Annotated in this window: 20 protein-coding genes and 2 pseudogenes; 11 read left to right on the top strand and 11 right to left on the bottom strand. The window is 74.0% G+C overall.

Going from position 1 to position 21446, the window contains the following annotated elements; translation table 11 throughout:
- The first annotated feature begins 50 nt into the window (after positions 1–50).
- From AB0M18_RS22610 to AB0M18_RS22630, 5 genes and pseudogenes are all read left to right on the top strand, one after another.
- Complete coding sequence (locus AB0M18_RS22610; RefSeq protein WP_365761009.1) at positions 51–824, top strand: LysR family transcriptional regulator substrate-binding protein; 774 nt, start codon at positions 51–53, stop codon at positions 822–824.
- Between the two features lie 113 nt (positions 825–937).
- Positions 938–1195 (top strand): annotated as a pseudogene (locus AB0M18_RS22615) (MarR family transcriptional regulator); the annotation flags it as partial.
- Between the two features lie 30 nt (positions 1196–1225).
- Positions 1226–1948 carry a (Fe-S)-binding protein gene (locus tag AB0M18_RS22620; protein ID WP_365760725.1) on the top strand — a complete coding sequence of 241 codons (723 nt, stop codon included), beginning with the start codon at positions 1226–1228 and terminating at the stop codon, positions 1946–1948.
- 14 nt (positions 1949–1962) lie between these two features.
- Positions 1963–3390, top strand: coding sequence for a lactate utilization protein B (locus AB0M18_RS22625; RefSeq protein ID WP_365761011.1), 1428 nt, complete (start codon positions 1963–1965; stop codon positions 3388–3390).
- A complete protein-coding gene (locus AB0M18_RS22630) occupies positions 3387–4058 on the top strand; it encodes an LUD domain-containing protein (protein WP_365760727.1) in 672 nt (223 codons plus the stop codon). Before AB0M18_RS22625 ends, AB0M18_RS22630 begins: the two co-directional genes overlap by 4 nt.
- 27 nt (positions 4059–4085) lie before the next feature.
- Here the strand turns inward: AB0M18_RS22630 and AB0M18_RS22635 are convergent, their stop codons facing one another.
- Entirely contained in the window at positions 4086–4943 is an 858-nt protein-coding gene (locus AB0M18_RS22635; protein WP_365760729.1) for an NAD(P)H-binding protein, read from the bottom strand.
- 135 nt (positions 4944–5078) lie between these two features.
- On the opposite strand from AB0M18_RS22635, the gene AB0M18_RS22640 reads away from it, so the two are divergent.
- A complete protein-coding gene (locus AB0M18_RS22640) occupies positions 5079–5681 on the top strand; it encodes a TetR/AcrR family transcriptional regulator (protein WP_365760731.1) in 603 nt (200 codons plus the stop codon).
- A 35-nt stretch (positions 5682–5716) separates the two neighbouring features.
- On the opposite strand, the gene AB0M18_RS22645 is transcribed toward AB0M18_RS22640, so the two are convergent.
- Positions 5717–6901: a 4-hydroxybenzoate 3-monooxygenase gene (locus AB0M18_RS22645; RefSeq protein ID WP_365760733.1), complete on the bottom strand. Its 1185-nt coding sequence runs from the start codon at positions 6899–6901 to the stop codon at positions 5717–5719.
- Positions 6902–7101: 200 nt separating this feature from the next.
- Between AB0M18_RS22645 and AB0M18_RS22650 the strand changes: the two genes are divergently transcribed.
- Complete coding sequence (locus AB0M18_RS22650) at positions 7102–8772, top strand: IclR family transcriptional regulator C-terminal domain-containing protein (protein WP_365760735.1); 1671 nt, start codon at positions 7102–7104, stop codon at positions 8770–8772.
- Between the two features lie 25 nt (positions 8773–8797).
- Here AB0M18_RS22650 and pcaD read toward each other — a convergent pair whose 3' ends face one another.
- From pcaD to AB0M18_RS22680, 6 genes are all read right to left on the bottom strand, one after another.
- Entirely contained in the window at positions 8798–9928 is a 1131-nt protein-coding gene (gene pcaD, locus AB0M18_RS22655) for a 3-oxoadipate enol-lactonase (protein ID WP_365760737.1), read from the bottom strand.
- Positions 9925–11253 (bottom strand): 3-carboxy-cis,cis-muconate cycloisomerase, encoded by a 1329-nt coding sequence (pcaB, locus tag AB0M18_RS22660; protein WP_365761013.1) that lies wholly within the window; start codon positions 11251–11253, stop codon positions 9925–9927. Before pcaB ends, pcaD begins: the two co-directional genes overlap by 4 nt.
- Positions 11254–11330: 77 nt before the next feature.
- Complete coding sequence (pcaG, locus tag AB0M18_RS22665) at positions 11331–11909, bottom strand: protocatechuate 3,4-dioxygenase subunit alpha (RefSeq protein WP_365760739.1); 579 nt, start codon at positions 11907–11909, stop codon at positions 11331–11333.
- A complete protein-coding gene (pcaH, locus tag AB0M18_RS22670) occupies positions 11906–12685 on the bottom strand; it encodes a protocatechuate 3,4-dioxygenase subunit beta (protein ID WP_365760741.1) in 780 nt (259 codons plus the stop codon). The genes pcaG and pcaH overlap by 4 nt, the downstream gene beginning before the upstream one ends.
- 60 nt (positions 12686–12745) lie before the next feature.
- On the bottom strand, positions 12746–13456 hold the full coding sequence (locus tag AB0M18_RS22675) for a CoA transferase subunit B (RefSeq protein ID WP_365760743.1): 711 nt from the start codon (positions 13454–13456) through the stop codon (positions 12746–12748).
- A complete protein-coding gene (locus AB0M18_RS22680; RefSeq protein WP_365760745.1) occupies positions 13453–14232 on the bottom strand; it encodes a CoA transferase subunit A in 780 nt (259 codons plus the stop codon). Before AB0M18_RS22680 ends, AB0M18_RS22675 begins: the two co-directional genes overlap by 4 nt.
- Positions 14233–14458: 226 nt before the next feature.
- Between AB0M18_RS22680 and AB0M18_RS22685 the strand changes: the two genes are divergently transcribed.
- Entirely contained in the window at positions 14459–14920 is a 462-nt protein-coding gene (locus AB0M18_RS22685) for a MarR family transcriptional regulator (protein ID WP_365760747.1), read from the top strand.
- A 65-nt stretch (positions 14921–14985) separates the two neighbouring features.
- On the opposite strand, the gene xylB is transcribed toward AB0M18_RS22685, so the two are convergent.
- Complete coding sequence (xylB, locus tag AB0M18_RS22690) at positions 14986–16461, bottom strand: xylulokinase (RefSeq protein ID WP_365760749.1); 1476 nt, start codon at positions 16459–16461, stop codon at positions 14986–14988.
- A gap of 154 nt (positions 16462–16615) precedes the next feature.
- Here xylB and xylA point away from each other — a divergent pair, with 154 nt between their 5' ends.
- From xylA to AB0M18_RS22705, 3 genes and pseudogenes are all read left to right on the top strand, one after another.
- Positions 16616–17785 carry a xylose isomerase gene (gene xylA / locus AB0M18_RS22695; RefSeq protein ID WP_365760751.1) on the top strand — a complete coding sequence of 390 codons (1170 nt, stop codon included), beginning with the start codon at positions 16616–16618 and terminating at the stop codon, positions 17783–17785.
- A 58-nt stretch (positions 17786–17843) separates the two neighbouring features.
- A pseudogene (locus AB0M18_RS22700) lies at positions 17844–18083 on the top strand (pectin esterase); the annotation flags it as partial.
- 57 nt (positions 18084–18140) lie between these two features.
- Positions 18141–19280: a right-handed parallel beta-helix repeat-containing protein gene (locus tag AB0M18_RS22705; RefSeq protein ID WP_365760753.1), complete on the top strand. Its 1140-nt coding sequence runs from the start codon at positions 18141–18143 to the stop codon at positions 19278–19280.
- Here AB0M18_RS22705 and AB0M18_RS22710 read toward each other — a convergent pair.
- A complete protein-coding gene (locus tag AB0M18_RS22710; protein ID WP_365760755.1) occupies positions 19240–19869 on the bottom strand; it encodes a 3'-5' exonuclease in 630 nt (209 codons plus the stop codon). The genes AB0M18_RS22705 and AB0M18_RS22710 overlap by 41 nt on opposite strands.
- A 97-nt stretch (positions 19870–19966) precedes the next feature.
- Entirely contained in the window at positions 19967–21391 is a 1425-nt protein-coding gene (locus tag AB0M18_RS22715; RefSeq protein WP_365760757.1) for an RtcB family protein, read from the bottom strand.
- Between the last annotated feature and the right edge of the window lie 55 nt (positions 21392–21446).

Below are 21446 nucleotides of genomic sequence, written 5' to 3' on the forward strand. Positions count from 1 at the left end.
CCGACGGGCCCGAAGCCGCGCCGCCCGGCGCCGCCGGGCCGTCGTTCCGGCTGGCGTACGTGCCGGGTGTGACGCCCGGGAAGTGGGTGCGGATCTGGACCCAGCGGCAGCCCGACGTGCGGCTCGAGCTGAACCAGGTGACCGCCGCCGAGGCGGAGGGCGTGCTGCGGGAGGGCGGTGCGGACGCCGCTCTGCTGCGCCTCCCAGTGGACCGCACGGTCTTCAGCGCGATCCCCCTCTACACCGAGACGACCGTCGTCGTGTGCCCCAAGGACCATCTGGTCGCGGCGGCGGACGAGGTCACGGTCGAGGACATCGCCGAGGAGATCGTGCTGCACCCGCTGGACGACACCCTGGACTGGGAGCGGCCGCCGGGTGAGCCGGCGTTCGAGCGCCCGGCGACGACGGCGGACGCGATCGAACTCGTGGCGGCGGGCATCGGACTCCTGATCGTGCCGCAGTCGCTGGCCCGGCTCCACCACCGCAAGGACCTCACGTACCGGACGATCACCGGCACCCCGCAGTCGCAGGTGGCCCTGTCCTGGCCGGAGGAGGCCACCACCGACCTGGTGGAGGACTTCATCGGGATCGTGCGCGGGCGGACGGTGAACAGTTCGCGCGGGCGCAGGCCCGACGAGAAGGCGGAGAAGGCGGCGCGAACGGCGAAGCCGAAGGGGCAGGGACAGAAGCAGCAGCCCCGGCAGGGCCAGAAGCAGGGACAGAAGCAGGGACAGAAGCAGCAGCCCGGCGGGGGCGGCCGCCGCAAGGCCGGCGGCGCCGCGCCCAAGAGCTCTCGCTCCGGGAAGCCGCGCCGCCGCTCCTAGCCCACACCGGGCCCGCCCGCCTTCTGCGCTGTGCCGGTACGGGGATCAGGCGGCCGGCTCGGCCGCCGGGACCGGCGAGCACGCCGACGATGCCGCCTGTGGGGCGTGGGGCGGACCGGCAGACGGCGGCGATACTGCGGTCCGGGGTCGTCGAGCGGATTCCCGACCCGGACGGCGGCATCGCCCGGAAGTTCCGCATCACCGAGGAGGGCGCGCGGCTCCTCGACGCCGACCGCAGCTTCGACATCGGCGGCCTGGAGCGGGTGCTCGCCGACTGGACGCCCGAGGAGGTGGCGGGGTTCGCCGCCGTTCTGGAACGCTTCGACCGGGACATCGAACGACTCGACGGGCGGCCCTGGCCCCGCCCCTGACCAGGACCCCACACCGGAGGTAGCCCGCACATGCGCGTCGCCCTGTTCGTCACGTGCGTCAACGACGCCCTGTATCCGGCGACGGGGGTGGCGACCGTCCGGCTGCTCGAACGTCTCGGTGTCACCGTCGACTTCCCGGCCGCGCAGAGCTGCTGCGGCCAGCCGCAGTTCAACACCGGCTACCGCGCCGCGACCGGTCCCCTGGTCCGGCGCACGGTGCGCGCGTTCGAGGGGTACGAGTACGTCGTCACCCCGTCCGGTTCGTGCGCGGCGATGGTCCGCGAGCACTACGGGCGGTTCGGCCCCGAGGCCGCCGAACTCGGGCCCCGGACCTACGAACTGACGGAGTTTCTGGTCGAGGTGCTCGGGGTGACCGACGTCGGCGCGTACTTCCCGCACAAGGTCGCCTACCACCCGTCGTGCCACGGGCTGCGGATGCTCGGGCTCGGCGACCGGCCGCTGCGGCTGCTCCGGGAGGTGCGGGGCCTGGAGCTTGTCGAGCTGCCGGGCGCCGAGGAGTGCTGCGGCTTCGGTGGCACCTTCGCCGTGAAGAACCCGGCGGTGTCGGCCGCGATGGGTACGGACAAGGTGCGCAACGCGCTGGCGAGCGGAGCCGAGGTGCTGTGCGGGGCGGACAACTCCTGTCTGATGCATCTGGGTGGCACGATGAGCCGGATGCGGGTGCTGCCGGGGCTGCGGCCGGTGCACCTGGCGGAGATCCTGGCGAGCACGGAGAAGGAGTCCCTGGCATGAAAGGCACCCCTGGCGTGCGCGGTACGTTCCTGGGCATGCCGGCCTTCCCGGCGTTCCCGGAGGCGGCGCGGGAGGCCGTGCGCGACGAGACGCTGCGCGGCAATCTGCGCCACGCCACCCACACCATCCGCGACAAGCGGGCGCGGGCGGTGGCCGAGCTGGCCGACTGGGCCGAGCTCCGCGAGGCCGGCCAGCGCATCAAGGACCGGACGCTCCGTCATCTCGACCGCTACCTCGTGCAGTTGGAGGAGTCGGTCACGGCGGCGGGCGGCACCGTGCACTGGGCGGCGGACGCCGCCGAGGCGAACCGGATCGTCGCCGGCCTGGTGAAGGCGACGGGCGAGACCGAGGTCGTCAAGGTCAAGTCGATGGCCACCCAGGAGATCGGCCTGAACGAGGCCCTGGAGGCGGAGGGCATCCGCGCCTACGAGACCGATCTCGCCGAGCTGATCGTGCAGTTGGGCGACGACCGGCCCTCGCACATCCTGGTTCCGGCGATCCATCGCAACCGGGGCGAGATCCGCGACATCTTCCGCTCCGAGATGAGCGGCTGGGGCCGTCCCGCCCCAAACGACCTCACCGACACGCCCGCCGAACTGGCCGAGGCCGCGCGCCTGCACCTCCGGGAGAAGTTCCTGCGGGCCAAGGTCGGCATCTCCGGCGCCAACTTCATGGTGGCCGAGACCGGGACGCTGGTCGTCGTCGAGTCCGAGGGCAACGGCCGGATGTGCCTCACCCTTCCCGAGACGCTGATCTCGGTCGTCGGCATCGAGAAGGTCGTGCCCTCGTGGCGGGACCTGGAGGTGTTCCTGCAGACCCTCCCCCGCTCCTCGACGGCCGAGCGCATGAACCCGTACACCACGATGTGGACGGGCACGACCGACGGCGACGGCCCGCGCGCCTTCCACCTGGTGCTGCTCGACGCGGGCCGCACCGACGTGCTCGCCGACGCCACGGGCCGGCAGGCCCTGCGCTGCATCCGGTGTTCGGCCTGCCTCAATGTCTGCCCGGTGTACGAGCGGGCCGGCGGCCACGCCTACGGCTCCGTCTACCCGGGGCCGATCGGCGCGATCCTCACGCCCCAACTGCGCGGCACCGCGAGCGAGATCGACGCCTCGCTGCCGTACGCCTCAACCCTCTGCGGGGCCTGCTACGAGGTGTGCCCGGTCGCCATCGACATCCCCGAGGTGCTCGTGCATCTGCGCGAGCGGGTCGCCGAGGCGGGCGGCCCCGGTCACCGCCTGGAACGCGCGGCGATGAAGGCGGCCGGCTGGGTCCTCGACCATCCGAAGGTCCTTGCCGCCGGTGAACGCCTCGCCTCCCGCACCCGCGCCCTGCACCCGAAGAACCCGCCGGGCGCGTGGGCGTGGACGGAGAGCCGCGACCTGCCCGAGATGCCGGTGGAGCCGTTCCGCGACTGGTGGAGGAAGAACCGCACATGAGCTCCGACGACCATGTCCACGCCACGCCCGGCACCGGCTCCCGGGAGCGGATCCTGGGCAGGATCAGGGCCGCCGTCGCCGGCGCGCCCGAGGCGCCCGAACCCGAGCGGTCCTATCTGCGGCAGCACGCGCCCGACGATCCGGCGGCGCTCGTCGACCTGCTGCACGAGAACCTGGCGGACTACCGGGCCGTCGTCCACCGCACGGACACCGTCGGCCTGGCGGGGCTCGTCGCCCGGCTGCTCGCCGGACACGGGGCCCGGAGTGTCGCCGTACCGCCGGGACTGCCGGAGGAGTGGCTGACGGGGCTGCCCGAGGACGTCGAACTCCGCCCGGACGACGGCGGTCTGACGCCCCACCAGCTGGACGTGACCGACGCCGTGGTGACGGGCTGCGCCGTCGCCGTCGCCGAGACGGGGACGATCGTGCTCGACGGAGGCCCGGCCCAGGGACGGCGCGCGCTCACCCTCGTACCCGATCTGCACGTGTGTGTCGTACGGGTGCCGGACCAGGTCGTGGCGTCCGTGCCGTTGGCGCTGCCGCGCCTCGATCCGCTGCGGCCGCTGACCTGGATCTCGGGGCCTTCGGCGACCAGCGACATCGAGCTGGACCGGGTCGAGGGCGTGCACGGACCGCGCCGGCTGGAGGTCGTCCTCCTCTCCGACTGAGCCGCGGACGAGGCCGCCCTGGCGGGACTAGCGGAACGCGGGGAGGTTGCGGGCGACCCAGGCGGCGAACGGGGCGGCCGGCCGGCCGAGGACGGTCTCGATGTCGGGGCTGATCCGCAGCTCCGCCGGGAGGGGGACGCCGAGGATGTCCAGGGTGCCGGTGACGACCTCCTCGGGCATGAAGCCCGCCAGGTGCGCGTGGGCGTCCTCGCGGGAGAGCTCGATGAAGTGGACCTCCTCCCCCAGCGCCTCGGCGAGGACCGCCGCCTGGCGGCGCGGGCTGATCGGCTCGGGGCCGGTCAGTTCGTACGTGCGGCCCGCGTGGCCGTCCCCGGTGAGCGCCGCCGCGGCGACCGCGGCGATGTCCGCCGGGTCGACGACGGGCAGGGCCACGTCCCCGAACGGGGCGAGGACGGTGCGCCGGGTGCGGACCGACTCGGCCCAGGCGAAGGCGTTGGAGGCGAAGCCGCCGGGGCGCAGGACGGTGAACTCCCGCCCCGACTCGCGTACGGCCGTCTCGAACTCGCGCAGCCGGGCGTGCGAGACGGCGTCCGGGCGGGTCGCGCTGCCCTGCGAGGAGACGAGGACGACCCGCTCGACGCCGGCCGCCTTCGCCGCGTCGAGGAGCGCGCCCGGGTGCTCGCCATGACTGTTGAGCTCGCCGCCGAGCAACAGGAACAGGGCGCGGGACCCTTCGAGGACGGGGCGCATGCTGTCGGCCGCGCCGAGGTCCGCGCGGGCCCAGCGGACGCCGGGCGCGGCCGGGGCGAAGGCCGCGGCGGGGTCGGCCTGCCGGGAGACGGCGACGACCTCCTCGCCGGCTCCGGCAAGCAGTTCCACCAGCGTGCGTCCGACGTTTCCGGTGGCTCCGGTGACGGTGATCATGTCTCCCCCTGGAGTGAGTGGGTGCTGAGCGAGTCAGTAGTCGCCTGGCCAGTCAGCTAGTTAGTTAGTTAGTTGACTGACTTAGGTGAGAGACAGCACACCATGACCGACCGGCGGTTGTCTATAGTCAGTCGGGTGACTGACTCAGTGAATCGACGGACGCGGGCCTCGCAGAAGCGGCAGCGCCTGGTCGCGGCGGCCGCCCGGGTGCTCCATGAGCAGGGCGTCGAGCGCACCACCCTCGCCGACATCGCGCGCGAGGCGGAGGTGCCCGTCGGGAACGTCTACTACTACTTCAAGACCAAGGACGACCTGGTCCTGGCCGCGCTCTCCGAGCACCGCGCGTATCTGGCGCTGCTGACCGAGCGCCTGGAGAAGCTGCCGGATCCGCGCGAGCGCCTGAAGGGCCTGGTCGAGTCCTGGGTGGAGCAGCGAGAGGTGGCGGCGCGGCGCGGCTGCCCGACGGGCACGCTGGCGGTCGAGCTCGACAAGCGGGCCGACGGGACGCTGGACGCCGAGGCGGGGGCGGTGATCCGGGAGCTGCTCGACTGGGCCGGGGCGCAGTTCCGGGCCCTGGGCATGGCGGACCCGGAGGGTCTGGCGCTCACCCTGGTCGCCGCGTACCAGGGGATGTCGCTGCTCGCCAACGCGCTGCGCGAGCCTGAGGTGATGAGCCGCGAGGGGGCACGGCTGCTCGCGCGGCTCGACGCCCTGACGGCGCCCGACGGACAGCTCTGACCGAGCACTGAGCGCCGGGCGCCGCGCGGGTCCGTTCAGAGGTCGAGCGGCAGCCCGGTGTAGTTCTCGGCGAGTTCGGCGGCGGCGTGCCGGGAGCCTGCGATGCGGTCGAGCTGGGAGAGCTGGAGCCGGGTGTCGAAAGAAGCCTGGTCCGGGTCGGCGTGGAGGGTGGTGGTCATGAAGTACGAGAAGTGCTCGGCGCGCCAGACCCGGCGCAGGCAGGTGTCGGAGTAGGCGTCGAGGAGTTCGGCCGAGCCGGTGGCGTGGTGGTGGGCGAAGGCGCGCGCGAGGACGACGACGTCGGCGGCGGCGAGGTTGAGGCCCTTGGCGCCGGTGGGCGGGACGATGTGGGCGGCGTCGCCGGCCAGGAACACCCGGCCGTGGCGCATGGGTTCGGTGACGGAGCTGCGCATGGGCAGGACGGACTTCTGGGTGACGGGGCCGCGGGCGAGGCGCCAGCCGGGTTCGGCATTCAGGGAGAGGCGGGCGTCGAGCTCGTCCCAGATGCGTTCGTCGGGCCAGTCGGCGGGGTCGGTGCCGTTGGGGACCTGGAGGTAGAGCCGGCTGACGGCGGGCGAGCGCATGCTGGCGAGGGCGAAGCCGCGCTCGGAGTGGGCGTAGATCAGCTCGTCGTAGACGGGCGGGGCGTCGGCGAGGATGCCGAGCCAGGAGTAGGGATAGGTGCGCTCGTGGGTGCGGCGCAGGTGCGCGGGGACGGCGTGCCGGGTGACGCCGTGGTAGCCGTCGCAGCCGACGACGTAGTCGCAGTCGAGTATCCGCGCGCGGCCCTCGTGGGTGTAGTGGACGCGGGGGCGGTCGGTGTCGGCCCCCTCGACGGCGGTGACCTCGGCCTCGAAGAGCAGCGGGCCGCCGTCGGCGAGCTGGAGGGCGACGAGGTCCTTGACGACCTCGGTCTGGGCGTAGACCCAGACGCGCCGGCCGCCGGTGAGGGTGGGGAAGTCGATGCGGGTGGCGCGGCCGTCGTGGCGGAGTTCGATGCCGTCGTGCGGGATGCCCTCGGTGTCGAGACGGGCGGCGGCGCCGGCGGTGCGCAGGGCGTCGACGGTGGCCTGTTCGAGGATGCCGGCACGCTGCCGCCGCTCGACGTAGTCGCGGTCCCGGCTCTCCAGGACGACGCTGTCGATGCCGGAGCGGTGGAGCAGCCGGGCCAGCAGCAGGCCGGAGGGGCCGCCGCCGATGATGCCGACGGTGGTGCGCATGGAATCTCCTCGTCGCCGTGGATCACGGGCTTGTTGGCGTGGTGACTGGCCGACACAACCAGCCTGTTCGCATAGTGAAGAGACTTTCACTATGATGGGAGTCTGGTCGCGGCCGGGTGTGCCTGTCAACGGGCTGCCGCACCCCCGTCCTCGTCGTGTTCACTTCGGGGACCGAAGATCCACCACGGAGAGCCGAGCCCATGCCATCGATCGACGCGTCCATCGACGACTCCGCCGCCGCGGCCCCGCCCGAGGCGGTGACGCCGCTGCTGCGCGGGATCTGCGTGCTGCGCCGGCTGACCGAGGCGGGTGGCGGGCGGATGCCGGTCGGCGAGCTGGAGCGCGCCACCGGGCTCGCGCGCTCCACGGTCGACCGGATCACCGGCACGCTGGCCCGCATGGGGTACGTACGGATCGAGGGGCGCGACGTGGTGCTCGCGCCGCCGCTGCTCGAACTCGGCAACGCCTATCTGGCCTCCGTACGGCTCCCCGGCCTCCTGGGCGGTCTCGCCGACGCGCTCGCGGACGAGCTGGACGAGTCGGTGTCGCTGGCCGTGGCCGACGGCGACGGCATCCGTTTCGTGCACCAGGCCACCCGGCGCCGCGCGATGTCGGTGAGCTTCCGCATCGGCGATCTGCTGCCGGCCGAGCGCACCGCGCCGGGGCTGCTGTTCGCCTCCGAGTGGGACGCGTCGGGCTGGGCGCAGTGGCGGCAGCGGCGGGCGGGCGATCCGGCGGGGCGGGGCTTCCCCGCCGTGCCGGCGGGCGGGCGGACGGGCGCCGTGGACTTCGCCGAGCGGGCCGCCGAGGCGGCACGGCTCGGCTGGGCGCTCGACGACCAGCTGGTGGAGCCGGGCCTGGTGGCGCTCTCCGTGCCCGTACGGGACGGGGACGGGCGGATCGTCTGCGCGCTCAGCACGGTCAGCCACACCAGCCGGCACGACACGGACTCGCTGCGCACGGCGCTGCTGCCGCGGCTGCGGGACGCGGCCGGCGCGATGGAGCAGGCGTTGCGCGAGGCGCCGGCGGAGGAGCCGGCCGCGCCCAGCGGGCTCGCGGCGTGGACCTCGGCGTCCAAGCAGGAGCTGGGGCGGGAGTTCGTGGAGTCGCTGGCACGCGGGCTCACGGTGCTCACGGCGTTCGGCGCCGGCCGGGCGGCGCTGCCGCTGACGGCGGTCGCGGAGGCCACGGGTCTCGCGCGGGCGACCGCGCGGCGGGCGCTGATCACTCTGGAGCACGTCGGCTGTGTGGCGGTGGAGGGGCGGGAGTTCCGGCTGACGCCGCGCGTCCTCGATCTCGGTTTCCCGCCGCTGTCGCGCACGACGCTCACCCGGATCGCGCAGCCGCACCTGGCGGATCTGGCCGAGCGGGTGCGCGAGTCCACGTCCCTGGCGGTCCTGGTGGGCGACGAGGTGCAGTACACGGGCCGGGTCGAGACCAGCCGCATCATGAACGTCCACATCACCCTGGGCACCCGCTTCCCGGCGTACGCGACCTCCATGGGCCGGGTGCTGCTCGCCGGCCTGCCGGACGGGGAGCGGGCGGCGCGCCTGGCGGCGGCCGAGCCGCGGGCCCTGACCCCGTACACGGTGACGGATCGCGCGGAACTCGGCACGCTGCTCGACGGCGTGGCGCGGGCGGGCTACGCGCTCGTCGACCAGGAGCTGGAGGAGGGTCTGCGGTCGATCGCGATGCCGGTACGGGACCGGGCCGGGCGTGCGGTCGCCGCGGTGAACGTGGCCCTGCACGCGAGCCGCCGCTCCCCCGAGGAGTGCGTGACCGAGGTGCTGCCGGAGCTGGCGGCGGCGATCGCCGGCATCGAGGCCGATCTGCATGTCACGGAGCGGTTCGCCCGCGTGCCCGCGTGCTGAGGACGCCGATGGTGCTCGGTGGTGGTCACTCGCCGTCGGGTTCCTCCAGGACGCGCTGGGCCACGGCGAAGGCGGCGTTGGCCGCCGGGACGCCGCAGTAGACGCCGGTCTGGAGGAGGACGGCGGCGATCTCGGCGTCGCTGAGTCCGTTGCGGCGTGCCGCGCGCAGATGGAGGGCTAGTTCCTCGTGGTGGCCGTGGGCGACGAGCGCGGTGAGGGTGACGAGGCTGCGTTCTCGGCGCGTGAGGGTGGGGTCGGTCCAGATCTCGCCCCAGGCGTAGCGGGAGATGAAGTCCTGGAAGCGGGCGGTGAGCGGGGTCTGCCGGTCCTGGGCGCGGTCGACATGGGCGTCGCCGAGGACTTCGCGGCGGGTTTTCATTCCGCTCGGAGCGGAACGAATCCCGAAGTGCGCGCGGAGGGCGGCGGTGACGGCGCCGGGCTGTTCGGCGGGGGCCAGGTGGGAGGCGCCGGGGAGTTCGGTGAGCGCGGCACCGGGCACGGCGTCGGCGATCTCGCGCAGATGGGCGGGCGGCGTGGCCGGGTCCTCGCGCCCCGCGATCAGCAGGGTGGGCGCGGTGATGCCGGCAAGCCGGTCGCGCAGGTCGAAGGCGGCGAGCGCGTCGCAGCAGGCGGCGTACGCGGCGGGGTCGGCGGTGCGGTGGTCCTCGACCAGCCGGGGCACGCCGAAACCGGGGGTGAACCAGCGGGCCTCGGCGGTGTCGGCGAGCCGGGCCAGGCCCTCGCGGCGCACGTCGGCCGCCCGGGCGCGCCAGGGTTCGGCGCCGCCGAAGTGGGCGGAGGAGCAGAGCACGGCGAGCCGGTCGAGACGATCGGGGTGGTGGGCGGCGAGGTGGAGGCCGACGGCGCCGCCGAGGGATACCCCGGCGTACGAGAAGCGGTCGGCGCCCAGCGTGTCCGCGAGGTCGAGGACGAGCCGGGCCAGGTCGGCGACGGTCGCGCCCGGCCCGATGAGATCGGCGGGCGAGCCGCCGTGGCCGGGCAGGTCCCATCTCACGACCCGGTGGGTGGTGGACAGTTCGGGGGCGACGACGTCCCACAGGGCGATGGAGGTGCCGAGCGAGGGCCCGAGGATGAGCACCGGGGCACCGGCGGGTCCTTCGGCGCGGTGGTGGAGGGTGGTCGCGGTGGTGGTCAACGTCGCTCCAGGGCGCGGTCGGTGAGGATGCCGGCGTGTCCGGTGGCCCGGGTGGGGTCGGCGAGGACGGCGAGTGCGGCGGGGTCGAGGCCGGTGGACTCCGCCTGTTCGGCGAGGAGTTCGGCGAGCGGTCGGCCCTCGGTGCGGGTTCGGGCGGCGAGTTCGGCGACGAGCTTCGTCGCCGCGGCGCGGCCGAGCCGGGGGGCGAGGGCCGTGGCGAGGCGTTCGGCGACGAGGAGGCCGCCGGTGCGGTCGAGGTTGACGCGCATCGCGGCCGGGTCGACGTGGAGGGTCTCGACGAGGGCGGCGGTGTGGTGGGCGGCGCCGCCGGCGAGCCGCAGCAGCTCGCGCAGGGGTTCCCATTCGGCGTGCCACGCGCCGGCGGGCCGTTCGTCCTCGGCGGCCAGACAGCCGTAGAGGCTCGCGGCGAGGTGCGGGGCGCGGCGGGCGGAGGAGGCGATCAGGGTGGCTCGGACCGGGTTGGCCTTGTGGGGCATGGCGGAGGAGCCGCCGCCGGTGCCCTCGGCGAGCTCGCCGATCTCGGTCCGGGACAGGGTGAGGACATCGGCGGCGATCTTGCCGAGCGCGCCCGCGGTGAGGGCGAGGACGCCGGCCAGGTCGGCGATCGGGGTGCGCAGGGCGTGCCAGGGCAAGAGGGGTGCGGCGAGGCCGAGTTCGGCGGCGTACGCGGCGGGCAGTCCGGTGGCGTCCCCGTCGGGGTGGTGGTCGGCGAGGGCGGCCAGGGTGCCCGCGGCGCCGCCGAGCTGGGCGGGCAGCCCGCCCCGTACCGCATCGGTCCGGTCGCGGGCGTCGAGGAGGAGCGCGCGCCAGCCCGCGGCCTTGAGCCCGAAGGTGGTGGGGACGGCGTGCTGGGTGAGGGTGCGGCCGGGCATCGCGGTGTCGCGGTGGGCTACGGCGAGGGCGGCCAGGGCCTGCTCGGCGCGGGCGAGGTCGTCCAGGACGAGGCCGAGGGTGCGGGCCGCGACCAGCATGGCGGCGGTGTCCAGGATGTCCTGGCTGGTCGCGCCCCGGTGCACGTACGGGCCCCACTCCCCCGCCGCCTCGGTCAGTTCGCCGACGAGCGGGATGACCGGATTGCCGCCGGCGCGCGCCCGCAGGGCGAGCCGTCGCGGCTCGAAGCGGCCCGGGTCGGCGGCCGCCTCGGTGATGGCGCGCGCCGCCTCAACGGGCGCGGCGCCGATGGCGGCCTGAGCGCGGACGAGGGCCGCCTCGGCGTCGAGCAGGGCACGCAGGAAGGCGCCGTCGCCGGTCGCGGCCTCGGCGGGCAGGCCCGCCCGTACCGGGTCGAGCAGGCCTGCGTCGATGACGTATGGAAGGGAGGCGTACGGAAGGGCGGCGTACGGAAGGGGGGCGCCCGGGTCGCGGGCATCCGGGTCGGCGGTCACGGGAACTCCAGGAAGACCGTCTCGCCCTCGCCCTGGAGGCGGATGTCGAAGCGGTGGGTGCGGTACGGCTCCTCGGCGGCGATCAGGGTGGCGCGCCGGTCGGCGGGGAGCCGGTCGAGCAGCGGGTCGGGGCCGTCGGCGAGATAGGCGCGGGTGTAGAGGTGGTGGAGCAGGCCACGGGCGAACACGCAGACGGAGATGTGGGGTTGACCAGGGTTGCCGGGCGGCAGGGTGTGCAGGGTGTAGTGGCCGTCGGCGTCGGTGGCGACGCGTCCGAAGCCGGTGAAGTCGGTGCCGTTGCGCCCGAGGTGGCCGCCGGTGACGGGGTCGCGGCGCAGCGAGCCGGGCGCGCCGCTGAGGGAGCCGTCGGGGGCGGCCTGCCAGAACTCCAGGAGCGCGTCGGGGACGGGGTGGCCGGCGCCGTCGAGGACGTAGCCGTGCAGGGTGACGCGGTCGGGGTGCCCGGCGGGGGCGACGCACTCGCCGTCGGGGAACGGCAGGGCGTAGCCGTAGAACGGGCCGACCGTGTGGGACGGCGTGGGCAGCGGCCGGGCGGCGGGGTGGGCGGTGTTCATCGGCCTTCCTCCATCCAGGTGGCGGCGGGTCCGTCGAGGACGATGTCCCAGGCGTAGCCGAGGGAGAACTCGGGGACGGACAGGGTGTGTTCGTAGCGGGCGACCAGCCGGTCGCGGGCCGCCTGGTCGGTCACCGAGCGGATGATGGGGTCGCCGGCGAGCAGCGGGTCGCCGGGGAAGTACATCTGGGTGACGAGGCGCTGGGTGAACGCCGTACCGAACACCGAGAAGTGGATGTGGGCGGGGCGCCAGGCGTTGGTGTGGTTGCGCCAGGGGTAGGCGCCGGGCTTGATGGTGGTGAAGGTGTAGCGCCCCTGATGATCCGTCAGGGTGCGTCCCACGCCGGTGAAGTGGGGGTCGAGCGGGGCCGGGTGGCGGTCGCGGTGGTGGGCGTAACGGCCCGAGGCGTTGGCCTGCCAGAGCTCGATGAGCTGTCCGCGCACGGGCCGCCCCTCCCGGTCGAGGAGCCGGCCGGTGACGGTGATCCGCTCGCCGAGCGGCTCTCCGGCGTGCATCCGGGTGAGGTCGTTGTCGTGCTCGGTGACGTCGGTGGGCCCAAAGACCGGTCCGGCGAGCTCGACCGCCTCCGGGTCGCCGCCCGCGTCGACGGCGACCAGCGGCTGCCGGGGGTGGCGGAGCAGTGAGCTGCGGTACGGGGCGTAGTCGCGCGGCGGGTGGTGGCGGGGCGGGGCGCCCGCGGCGAGCGCCGCGTCGTAGGCGCTCTGGAGGGCCGCCATCTCGCGGTCCATGCGGTGCTGGGTGAGTTCGTCGTCCATGCGGCGGGTTCTTTCCTCTCGGAGCGGAAAGGCGGGCAGGGTGGCGGCGGGGCGACCTGCTCAGGCGTGGGCAGGGGCCTCGGAGGCAGGGGCCTCGGGGTCCTCGGCGCGGTCCGCCTCCGGCGGGATCGGCTGCCGGTCCGGGCCGAGGACCGGGGCCGCCGTCAGGGCCGCGACCCGCCCGGCGGTGACACCCGGCGCGGTCTCGACCAGGACGAGGCCGTCCGGCGTCACGTCGAGCACGGCGAGGTCCGTGATGACACGGTCGACACAGGCCCGGCCGGTCAGGGGCAGGTCGCACTCGGCGACGATCTTGGGGGTGCCGTCCTTGGCGGTGTGGGTGAGGACGACGATCACGGTGCGGGCGCCGTGGACGAGGTCCATGGCGCCGCCGATGCCGGTGACGAGGCGCCCGGGCACGGTCCAGTTGGCGAGGTCGCCGCGGGCGGAGACCTGCATGCCGCCGAGGACGGCGACGTCGACGTGACCTCCGCGGATCATGCCGAAGGAGAGCGCGGAGTCGAAGTAGGCGGCGCCGGGCAGGACGGTGACGGTCTCCTTGCCCGCGTTGATGAGGTCGGGGTCGACCTCGTCCTCGGTCGGGTAGGGGCCGGTGCCGAGAATGCCGTTCTCCGAGTGGAGGACGACCTCGACGCCGGGCGGCAGGTGGTTGGGGATGAGCGTGGGCAGGCCGATGCCGAGGTTCACGTACTGGCCGTCGCGCAGTTCGCGGGCGGCGCGCGCGGCCATCTCTTCGCGGGTCCAGCTCATCGGGTGGTCCTTCGTGTCGGAGACGCGACGATCGTGCGCCGTTCGATTCCCTTGTCCGCGGCCTGTTCGGGGGTGAGCGCGACGACGCGCTGGACGAAGACGCCGGGCAGGTGCACCTCGTCGGGGTCGAGGACGCCGGGTTCGACGAGTTCCTCGACCTCGGCGACGGTGACGCGGCCGGCCATGGCGGCGAGGGGGTTGAAGTTGCGGGCGGCGGCGTGGAAGACGAGGTTGCCGTGCCGGTCGCCGCGGGCGGCTCGGACCAGGGCGTAGTCGGTGCGGATGGCGCGTTCCATGACGTACGGCACGCCGTCGAACTCCCGTACCTCCTTGGGCGGCGAGGCGAGCGCGACGCCGCCCTCCCCGTCGTACCGCCAGGGCAGTCCCCCGTCGGCCACCTGGGTGCCGACGCCGGCCGGGGTGTAGAAGGCGGGGATGCCGCAGCCGCCGGCGCGCAGTCGCTCGGCGAGGGTGCCCTGCGGGATGAGCTCGACCTCCAGCTCCCCGGCCAGGTACTGGCGGGCGAACTCCTTGTTCGCGCCGATGTACGAGCCGGTGACGCGGGCGATCCGGCCCGCGGCGAGCAGCACGGCGAGGCCGCTGTCCAGCGCGCCGCAGTTGTTCGAGACGACCCCCAGTCCCCCGACGCCGCGGGCGTGGAGCGCCTGTATCAGGGCGGTGGGTACGCCGCTGAGGCCGAAGCCGCCGACGGCGAGCGTCGCCCCGTCCGGAACGTCGGCCACCCCCTCGGCGGCGCCGGTGACCACTTTGTCCATGGGAAGCCTCTCGTCCTCGCCGACGACCGCGTCGACCGCGAATGAGTCGGTGGAATCGATCGATGAAATTAGTCAGTGCACTGAGCATCTGCGCCGACCGGGCCATGCTGGCAGCCGTGTGCGCCACCGTCAACGGGTTCCGGGCGAACGGGCCCGGCCGGGATCGGGGCGCCGGGTATCGTTCCGTGCACCGACCAAGCGGCAGGCACGGCTGAAGGAGCGCACGATGGGCGCGGTGGATCTGACCACACACCCCGGACACCTGGCCCGGCGACTCCAGCAGGCCCACCATCTGCTGTGGACGACGGTGGTCTCGGAGGAGATCACCTCACCGCAGTTCGGCGTCCTCAACGCCCTGGTCGCCGAACCCGGTCTCGACCAGCGGACGGTGGGCGAGCGGGTGGGCCTCGACCGTTCGACGATCGCCGAGGTGGTGAGCCGGCTCATCCGGCGCGGCCTCCTCGACAAGGTGCGCGACCCCGAGGACGGCCGCCGCTTCCTGCTCCGCCTCACGGACGAGGGCACCCGGACCCACCGCCGCCTCATCGTGCGGACGGCGCGCATGAACCAGATCTTCCTGGCGCCCCTCTCCCCCGAGGAGCAGACCCAGTTCCTGTCGCTGATGCGCCGGGTGTCCGACGCGGCGGAGCAGTTGCGGGCGCCGGCGGAGCCGGTCGCCGCCACCTGAGGGTCCGCGCCGAAACCCTCGGTGCACTGACGACCGGACGACCGGCCCCGGCCCCTCGCGGCCCCTCAGCCCGTCAGCAGGGGCTGCGCCCCGTGCAGCACCCGGTCGATCCGGTCCCAGGTGGCGGTGTCACGGGCCACCGGCGACAGCGTCTCGCCCTCCCCCGTGCCCCACTCCCGGGCGAGCGCGACGGGATCGGTGCCGTTGACGGCGGCAGCGGCCAGGGCGGCGGCACCGAGGGCGACGAGTTCGGTCGCGGCGGGGACGACGAGGGGGCGCCCGGAGAGGCGGCGGACGGTGTCGGTCCAGGTCCGGCCCCGGGCGCCGCCACCGACGATGCGCAGGGGCCGGTCCCGTACGGCCGGGTCGGCGGGGTCGAGCCCGCAGGCGGTGAGCACCTCGTCGAGCGCGCGGAGCACGGTGAAGACGGCGCCCTCGTAGGCGGCGCCGAGCAGGGCGTGCGGGGTGGTGGCGTGCCGCAGGCCGGTGAGGAGGCCGGTGGCGTGGGGGAGGTCGGGGGTGCGTTCGCCGTCGAGGTACGGCAGGAGGACGAGGCCGTCGCCGGGTGCGGCGTCCTCGCGGTCGAGGCCGAGCAGGGCGGCGATCCGGTCGACGGCCAGGGTGCAGTTGAGCGTGCAGCCGAGCGGCAGGTAGCCGCCGTCGGCGGCGGCGAAGCCGGACAGACCGGGGCTCGCGGGCCGGGCGCGGGTGGCGGCGAAGACGGTGCCCGAGGTGCCCAGGCTGACCACCGGGTGGTCGAGCAGCCCGCCCCCACCGAGGCCGAGTCCGACGGCGGCCGCCATGTTGTCGCCGGTCCCGGCGGCGACGGCCACCCCGGCGGGCAGGCCGAGGGCCTCGGCGGCAGCGCGGGTGAGGGTGCCGACGCGGGTGGCGCCGGTGGGAGCGACGGCCGGGAGCAGGGTGGGGTCGAGGGCGATGAGGGCGAGGAGCTCGGGGTCGTAGGCCGCGCGCCCGGTGTCGTACCAGCAGGTCCCGGAGGCGTCGCCGGGGTCGGTGACCGCGGCGCCGCCGAGCCGTTCGGTGAGGAAGTCGTGCGGCAGACGGACGGCCGCCGCGCGGTCGGCGACGGCGGGTTCGTGCTCCCGCAGCCACTGCCACTTGGCGGCGGTCATGGAGGCGACGGGCACGGATCCGGTGCGGGCGAGCCAGGCCTCCGGTCCGCCGAGCGCGCCGGTCAGGGCGGCGGCCTGGGGCGCGGAGCGGGTGTCGTTCCAGAGGAGCGCGGGCCGTAGCGGACGGCCGGCCTCGTCCAGGGTGACGAGGCCGTGCTGCTGTCCGGCGACGGCGATGCCGGTCACGGCGGCGGGCGGCACGGCGCCCCGCCGGAGCCCGTCGGCGACGGCGAGGGCGAGGGCGGACCACCACTCCTCGGGGTCGGACTCGCGCGCGCCGCCGACTCCGGCGACGGTGTGCGGCGCGCGGCCGACGGCGAGGAGCGTGCCGTCCTCGGCGTCCACGACGGCCGCCTTGGTGGACTGGGTGGAGCTGTCGATGCCGATGACCACCGGGCGCTGGGTCATGGACCACCTCTCGTTCCCCGGATGCGGGGGCTCTCGTGCCCCGGATACGGGGTCGGCTCTGGCGCCGGGCGGCGCCCGGCGGTATTAGTTATCTCAGAAAACAAATCTCGCGGCCAGCCTTCCCGCTCATGGCCGCGCCACGAAGGAGCCGGACATGTCGCAGCGATTCCTCCCCACCCCCGACCACCGCTTCACCTTCGGCCTGTGGACGGTCGGCTGGCAGGGCCGCGACCCGTTCGGGGACGCGACCCGGCCGGCGCTCGACCCGGTCGAGTCGGTCGAGCGGCTCGCGGCGCTCGGCGCGTACGGCGTGACCTTCCACGACGACGACCTGATCCCGTTCGGGGCGCCGGAGGCCGAGCGCGAGGCGACGGTGAAGCGTTTCCGGGCCGCCCTCGACCGCACGGGTCTCAAGGTCCCCATGGCCACCACCAACCTCTTCACGCACCCGGTCTTCAAGGACGGAGCCTTCACGGCGAACGACCGTGACGTGCGCCGTTTCGCGCTCCGCAAGACGATCCGGAACATCGACCTCGCCGTCGAACTCGGTGCCTCGGTGTACGTGGCCTGGGGCGGCCGGGAGGGCGCGGAGTCGGGCGCGGCGAAGGACGTGCGGGTGGCCCTCGACCGGATGAAGGAGGCGTTCGACCTGCTCGGCCAGTACGTCACCGAGCAGGGTTACGACCTGCGCTTCGCGATCGAGCCGAAGCCGAACGAGCCGCGCGGCGACATCCTGCTCCCGACCATCGGGCACGCCCTCGCGTTCATCGAGCGCCTGGAGCGGCCCGAGCTCGTGGGCGTCAACCCGGAGACCGGGCACGAGCAGATGGCGGGCCTGAACTTCCCGCACGGCATCGCGCAGGCGCTGTGGGCGGGCAAGCTCTTCCACATCGACCTCAACGGACAGTCCGGGATCAAGTACGACCAGGACTTCCGCTTCGGCGCCGGTGATCTGCGCCAGGCCTTCTGGCTGGTCGACCTCCTGGAGACGGCCGGCTACACCGGTCCGCGCCACTTCGACTTCAAGCCGGTGCGCACGGACGGCTTCGACGGGGTGTGGGAGTCCGCGAAGAACTGCATGCGGAACTACCTGGTCCTCAAGGAGCGCGCCGCCGCCTTCCGCGCCGACCCGGAGGTCACGGCCGCGCTCGCCGCCTCCCGGCTCGACGAACTCGCCGTCCCGACCGCCCCGGACGGGCTCGCGGGCCTGCTCGGCGACCCCGCCGCGTACGAGGACTTCGACGTGACGGCGGCGGCCGAGCGCTCCATGGCCTTCGAACGGCTCGACCAGCTCGCCCTGGAGCACCTGCTCGCGGTGCGCTGACGCACGGGAGACATTCCGGTGACGGCGACGCTCCGCGTGGTCGGTACGACCTCGCGCGGCGTGGCCGTCGCTCGTCGTCCGGGAGTGCGTCCTCGGGCCGGGGATCGAGGCGGTGGCGTCCTACGCGAACATGCGCGAGGCGTATCCGCGGCAGGCGCAGCGGTTCGGCGAGTACCGCAACACGGGGCCGGGCGCGGAGATCGCCGTGCCGGAGAACCGGCCGCAGCTCACCGCGGCGGAGGCCGCCTCGGCCACCCGGGCCGCGTATCTGGGCGACTGGTCGCCGGTCGCCCCGTAAGCCCCTTCGCTCGCCTCATGCACCACCCACCCCCCACCACGAGAGGACCCGCACGTGATGTCCCGTACGTCTCGTACCGCAGCACGCTCCCGGGGCTCGTTCCTCACCCTGACCGTCCTGGCCGCGGCCGTCGCCGGCCCGGTCGTCCTCGCCTCCCCCGCCCACGCCGCCACGGTCGTCGTGTCGACGGCCACCGAGCTGGCGAGCGCGGTGAAGAACGCGGCGCCCGGCACCGTCATCCAGGTCAGGGGCGGCACCTACCGCCCCACCGCCACCCTGCAGTCCACGGCGAACGGGACCGCCTCCGCGCCGATCCGCCTGGAGCCGTACGGCTCCGAGAGCGTCGTCATCGACGGTTCGAGCCTGCCCGCCGGCTCGTGGATCCTCAAACTGACCGCGGACTACTGGACGGTGTCGAACCTGACCTTCCAGAACTCCCCGGACAGCGCGGTCGTCTGCACCTCCTGCACCGGCACGGTGTGGAACCGGATCACGACGCGCAACGGCGGCGACTCCGGCTTCACGCTGACCGGCGCCGACACGAACAACAACACCGTCCGCAACCTCGACTCGTACGGTCACTACGACGCGGCCGACCACGGCGAGAACGCGGACGGGCTCGCGATCAAGTTCGGCTCGGGCTCGGGCAATCTGATCACCGGGGCGCGCCTGTCCGACAACTCGGACGACGGCGTGGACCTGTGGTCCTGGTCCTCGCCGGTGACGATCGAGCACACCTGGGCCTGGGGCAACGGGCGCAACCGCTGGTCGGACTCCGCCTTCGCGGGCGACGGGAACGGCTACAAGCTCGGCGGCGACGGCGAGGTGGTCGCCCATGTCGTCAACAACTCCGCCGCCTGGTCCAACGCCGGCAACGGCTTCACCGAGAACAGCAACAAGGGCGCGATCGTCATCAACCGCACGACGGCGTACGCGAACGGCAAGTGGGGGTACTACTTCGCCACGGGTGCGGCCCGGCTGGGCAGGAACCTGGCCGTCGGCAACGGTTCCGGCCTGGCCAACAAGGGGTCCTCGGCGGTGTCGGCGGGCAACAACTGGGACTCCGGGGTCGCGACGCCGGCCTTCGTCTCCACGAACCCGGCCATGGCCTACGGGGCCAGGAAGGCGGACGGCTCGCTGCCGGCGACGACCTTCCTCACGACGGGGTCGACGACGATCGGCTCGACGATGAACTGATCCGTGCAGGGCCGCTCCCCCGCGCCCAGGCTCCGCGCTCCACCAGGTCCAGGACGAGGGCGGCGATGTTCCACGCGTCGTCCTCGCCTCGGTGGTGGCGCCCCTCCAGCGGCAGCCCGGCGATCCGCAGGGCGCCGGCCATGCCGGGCCGTTTGCGCAGCCCGTACGCCTCGGTGAACACGGCCTTGGCGTTGGTGTGCCACTCCTCGGCCGGACGCCCGAACGGATAGGGCGCGCCGACCGCCCGGCACTGCCGTTCGAACTGCCCGCGGTCGTAGTCCCCCCAGCTCGCCCAGGGGCGGCTGCGCGCGTCGTGGGCTTCGGCGAGGATCCGGCACGCCTCGGCGAAGCCGACGCCTCCGGCGACCTCGGCCGGGGTGAGCCCGGTCAGCTCGGTGCAGAAGCCGCTCACCTCGGAGCGCTCGGGCCGCACGAGAATCCGGTGCCGCCCCACGCGCCGACGCGCCGTCAGATCCACGACGGTGAGCCCGATCTCGATGATCTCGCTCACCGCGCCGGGCGGCGGCTGCCCGTCCCAGCAGGTGGCCTCGACGTCGACGACGTTCAGCAGGGCGGGTCCGTGTTCCATGGCGGCAGGGTAGGGACGTGGCACGGGGCGGGTCATCCGGTTTTCCGCGGACGAACCGCCGTTCGCCCACGGCCCGCCCCGACGCCCCCCCGATCGTTCATCCTTTGACGACCCCGAGCGGTACGAGTCGGGCGACCAGCCTCGCGAGTCCCGCGCGCTCGGTCGCGGTGGCCACGGCGTCGACGTCCTTGTAGGCGTCGGGCGTCTCCTCGGCGAGCGCCCGCCACGAGATCGGCCGCACGGCGATGCCGTGGGACTCCAGTTCCCGATGCAGTTCCTCGCCGCGGACGCGGCGGAGCGCCTGGTGGCGGCTCCAGACGCGGCCGGCGCCGTGGGCGGAGGACCAGAAGGCGTCGTTGCCGGCGGTGCCGGCCATCACGTACGAGGCGGTCCCCATCGTGCCGGGCACCAGCACGGGCTGCCCGGCCTCGGCCAGGTCCTCCGGGAGGTCCGGATGGCCGGGCGGCAGGGCCCGGGTGGCGCCCTTGCGGTGGACGCACAGTCGGCGCCGGACACCGCCGACGTCGTGGGTCTCGATCTTCGCCATGTTGTGGGAGACGTCGTAGACGAGGTCCAGACTCGCCCCGGCCGCGACGTCGAAGGCGTGCCGCGCGGCCTCGGTGAGCAGCTGCCGGTTGGCGCGCCCGTAGTTGGCGGCGGCCGCCATCGCCCCCAGATAGGCACGGCCGGGCGTGGAGACGGCGGGGGCGCAGGCCAGCTGCCGGTCCGGCAGCTGGATGCCGAAGGAGCGCAGGGACTGGTCCATCACGCGGACATGGTCGCTGCACACCTGGTGTCCCAGGCCGCGCGAGCCGCAGTGGATCATGACGCACACCTGGCCGGGACGCAGGCCGAAGGCGGTGGCGGTCGGCAGGTCGTACACCCGGTCCACGGCCTGCACTTCGAGGAAGTGATTGGCCGACCCCAGACTCCCCACCTGCTGGAGCCCGCGGTCCACCGCCCGCTGACCGACCTGCGACGGGTCGGCCCCCGCCAGCGTCCCGCCGTCCTCGCAGCGTTCCAGGTCGCGGGGGACGCCCCGGCCGTGCTCGACCGCGTACGCGGCACCGGTGGCCAGGAGTTCCTCCAGCTGGGGGCGTCCGGACAGCTTCCACAGCCCGCCGCGCCCCAGACCGCGCGGAACGGTGTCTCCGAGGATGTCCATCAGGCGGCGCGTGTGGGGGACCAGGGCGCTGCGATCGATGTCGGCGGCGAGCAGTCGCACACCGCAGGAGATGTCGAATCCGACGCCGCCCGGCGAGATCACTCCGCCGGCGTCGATGTCCGTGGCTGCCACGCCTCCGATCGGGAAGCCGTACCCCCAGTGCACATCGGGCATGGCGTACGAGGCACGCACGATGCCCGGCAGCGTCGCCACGTTCGCGACCTGTTCGAGCGCCTTGTCGCCGGCCGCCTCCGGCAGGAGCTCCCGTGTCGCGAAGACGACGCCCGGAACCCGCATCGGGCCCTGCTTCGCGATGCGGAACCGTACCGGAGTCTCTTCCACCAGGGTGATGTCCATGCCCGTCGTCCCTTCCCCGTCCCCTGCCTTCCGGTGCCTTCCGGTGGGCCCTCTT

It is taken from the genome of Streptomyces sp. NPDC051909, from assembly GCF_040681095.1.
In the GTDB taxonomy this organism is placed as follows: domain Bacteria; phylum Actinomycetota; class Actinomycetes; order Streptomycetales; family Streptomycetaceae; genus Streptomyces.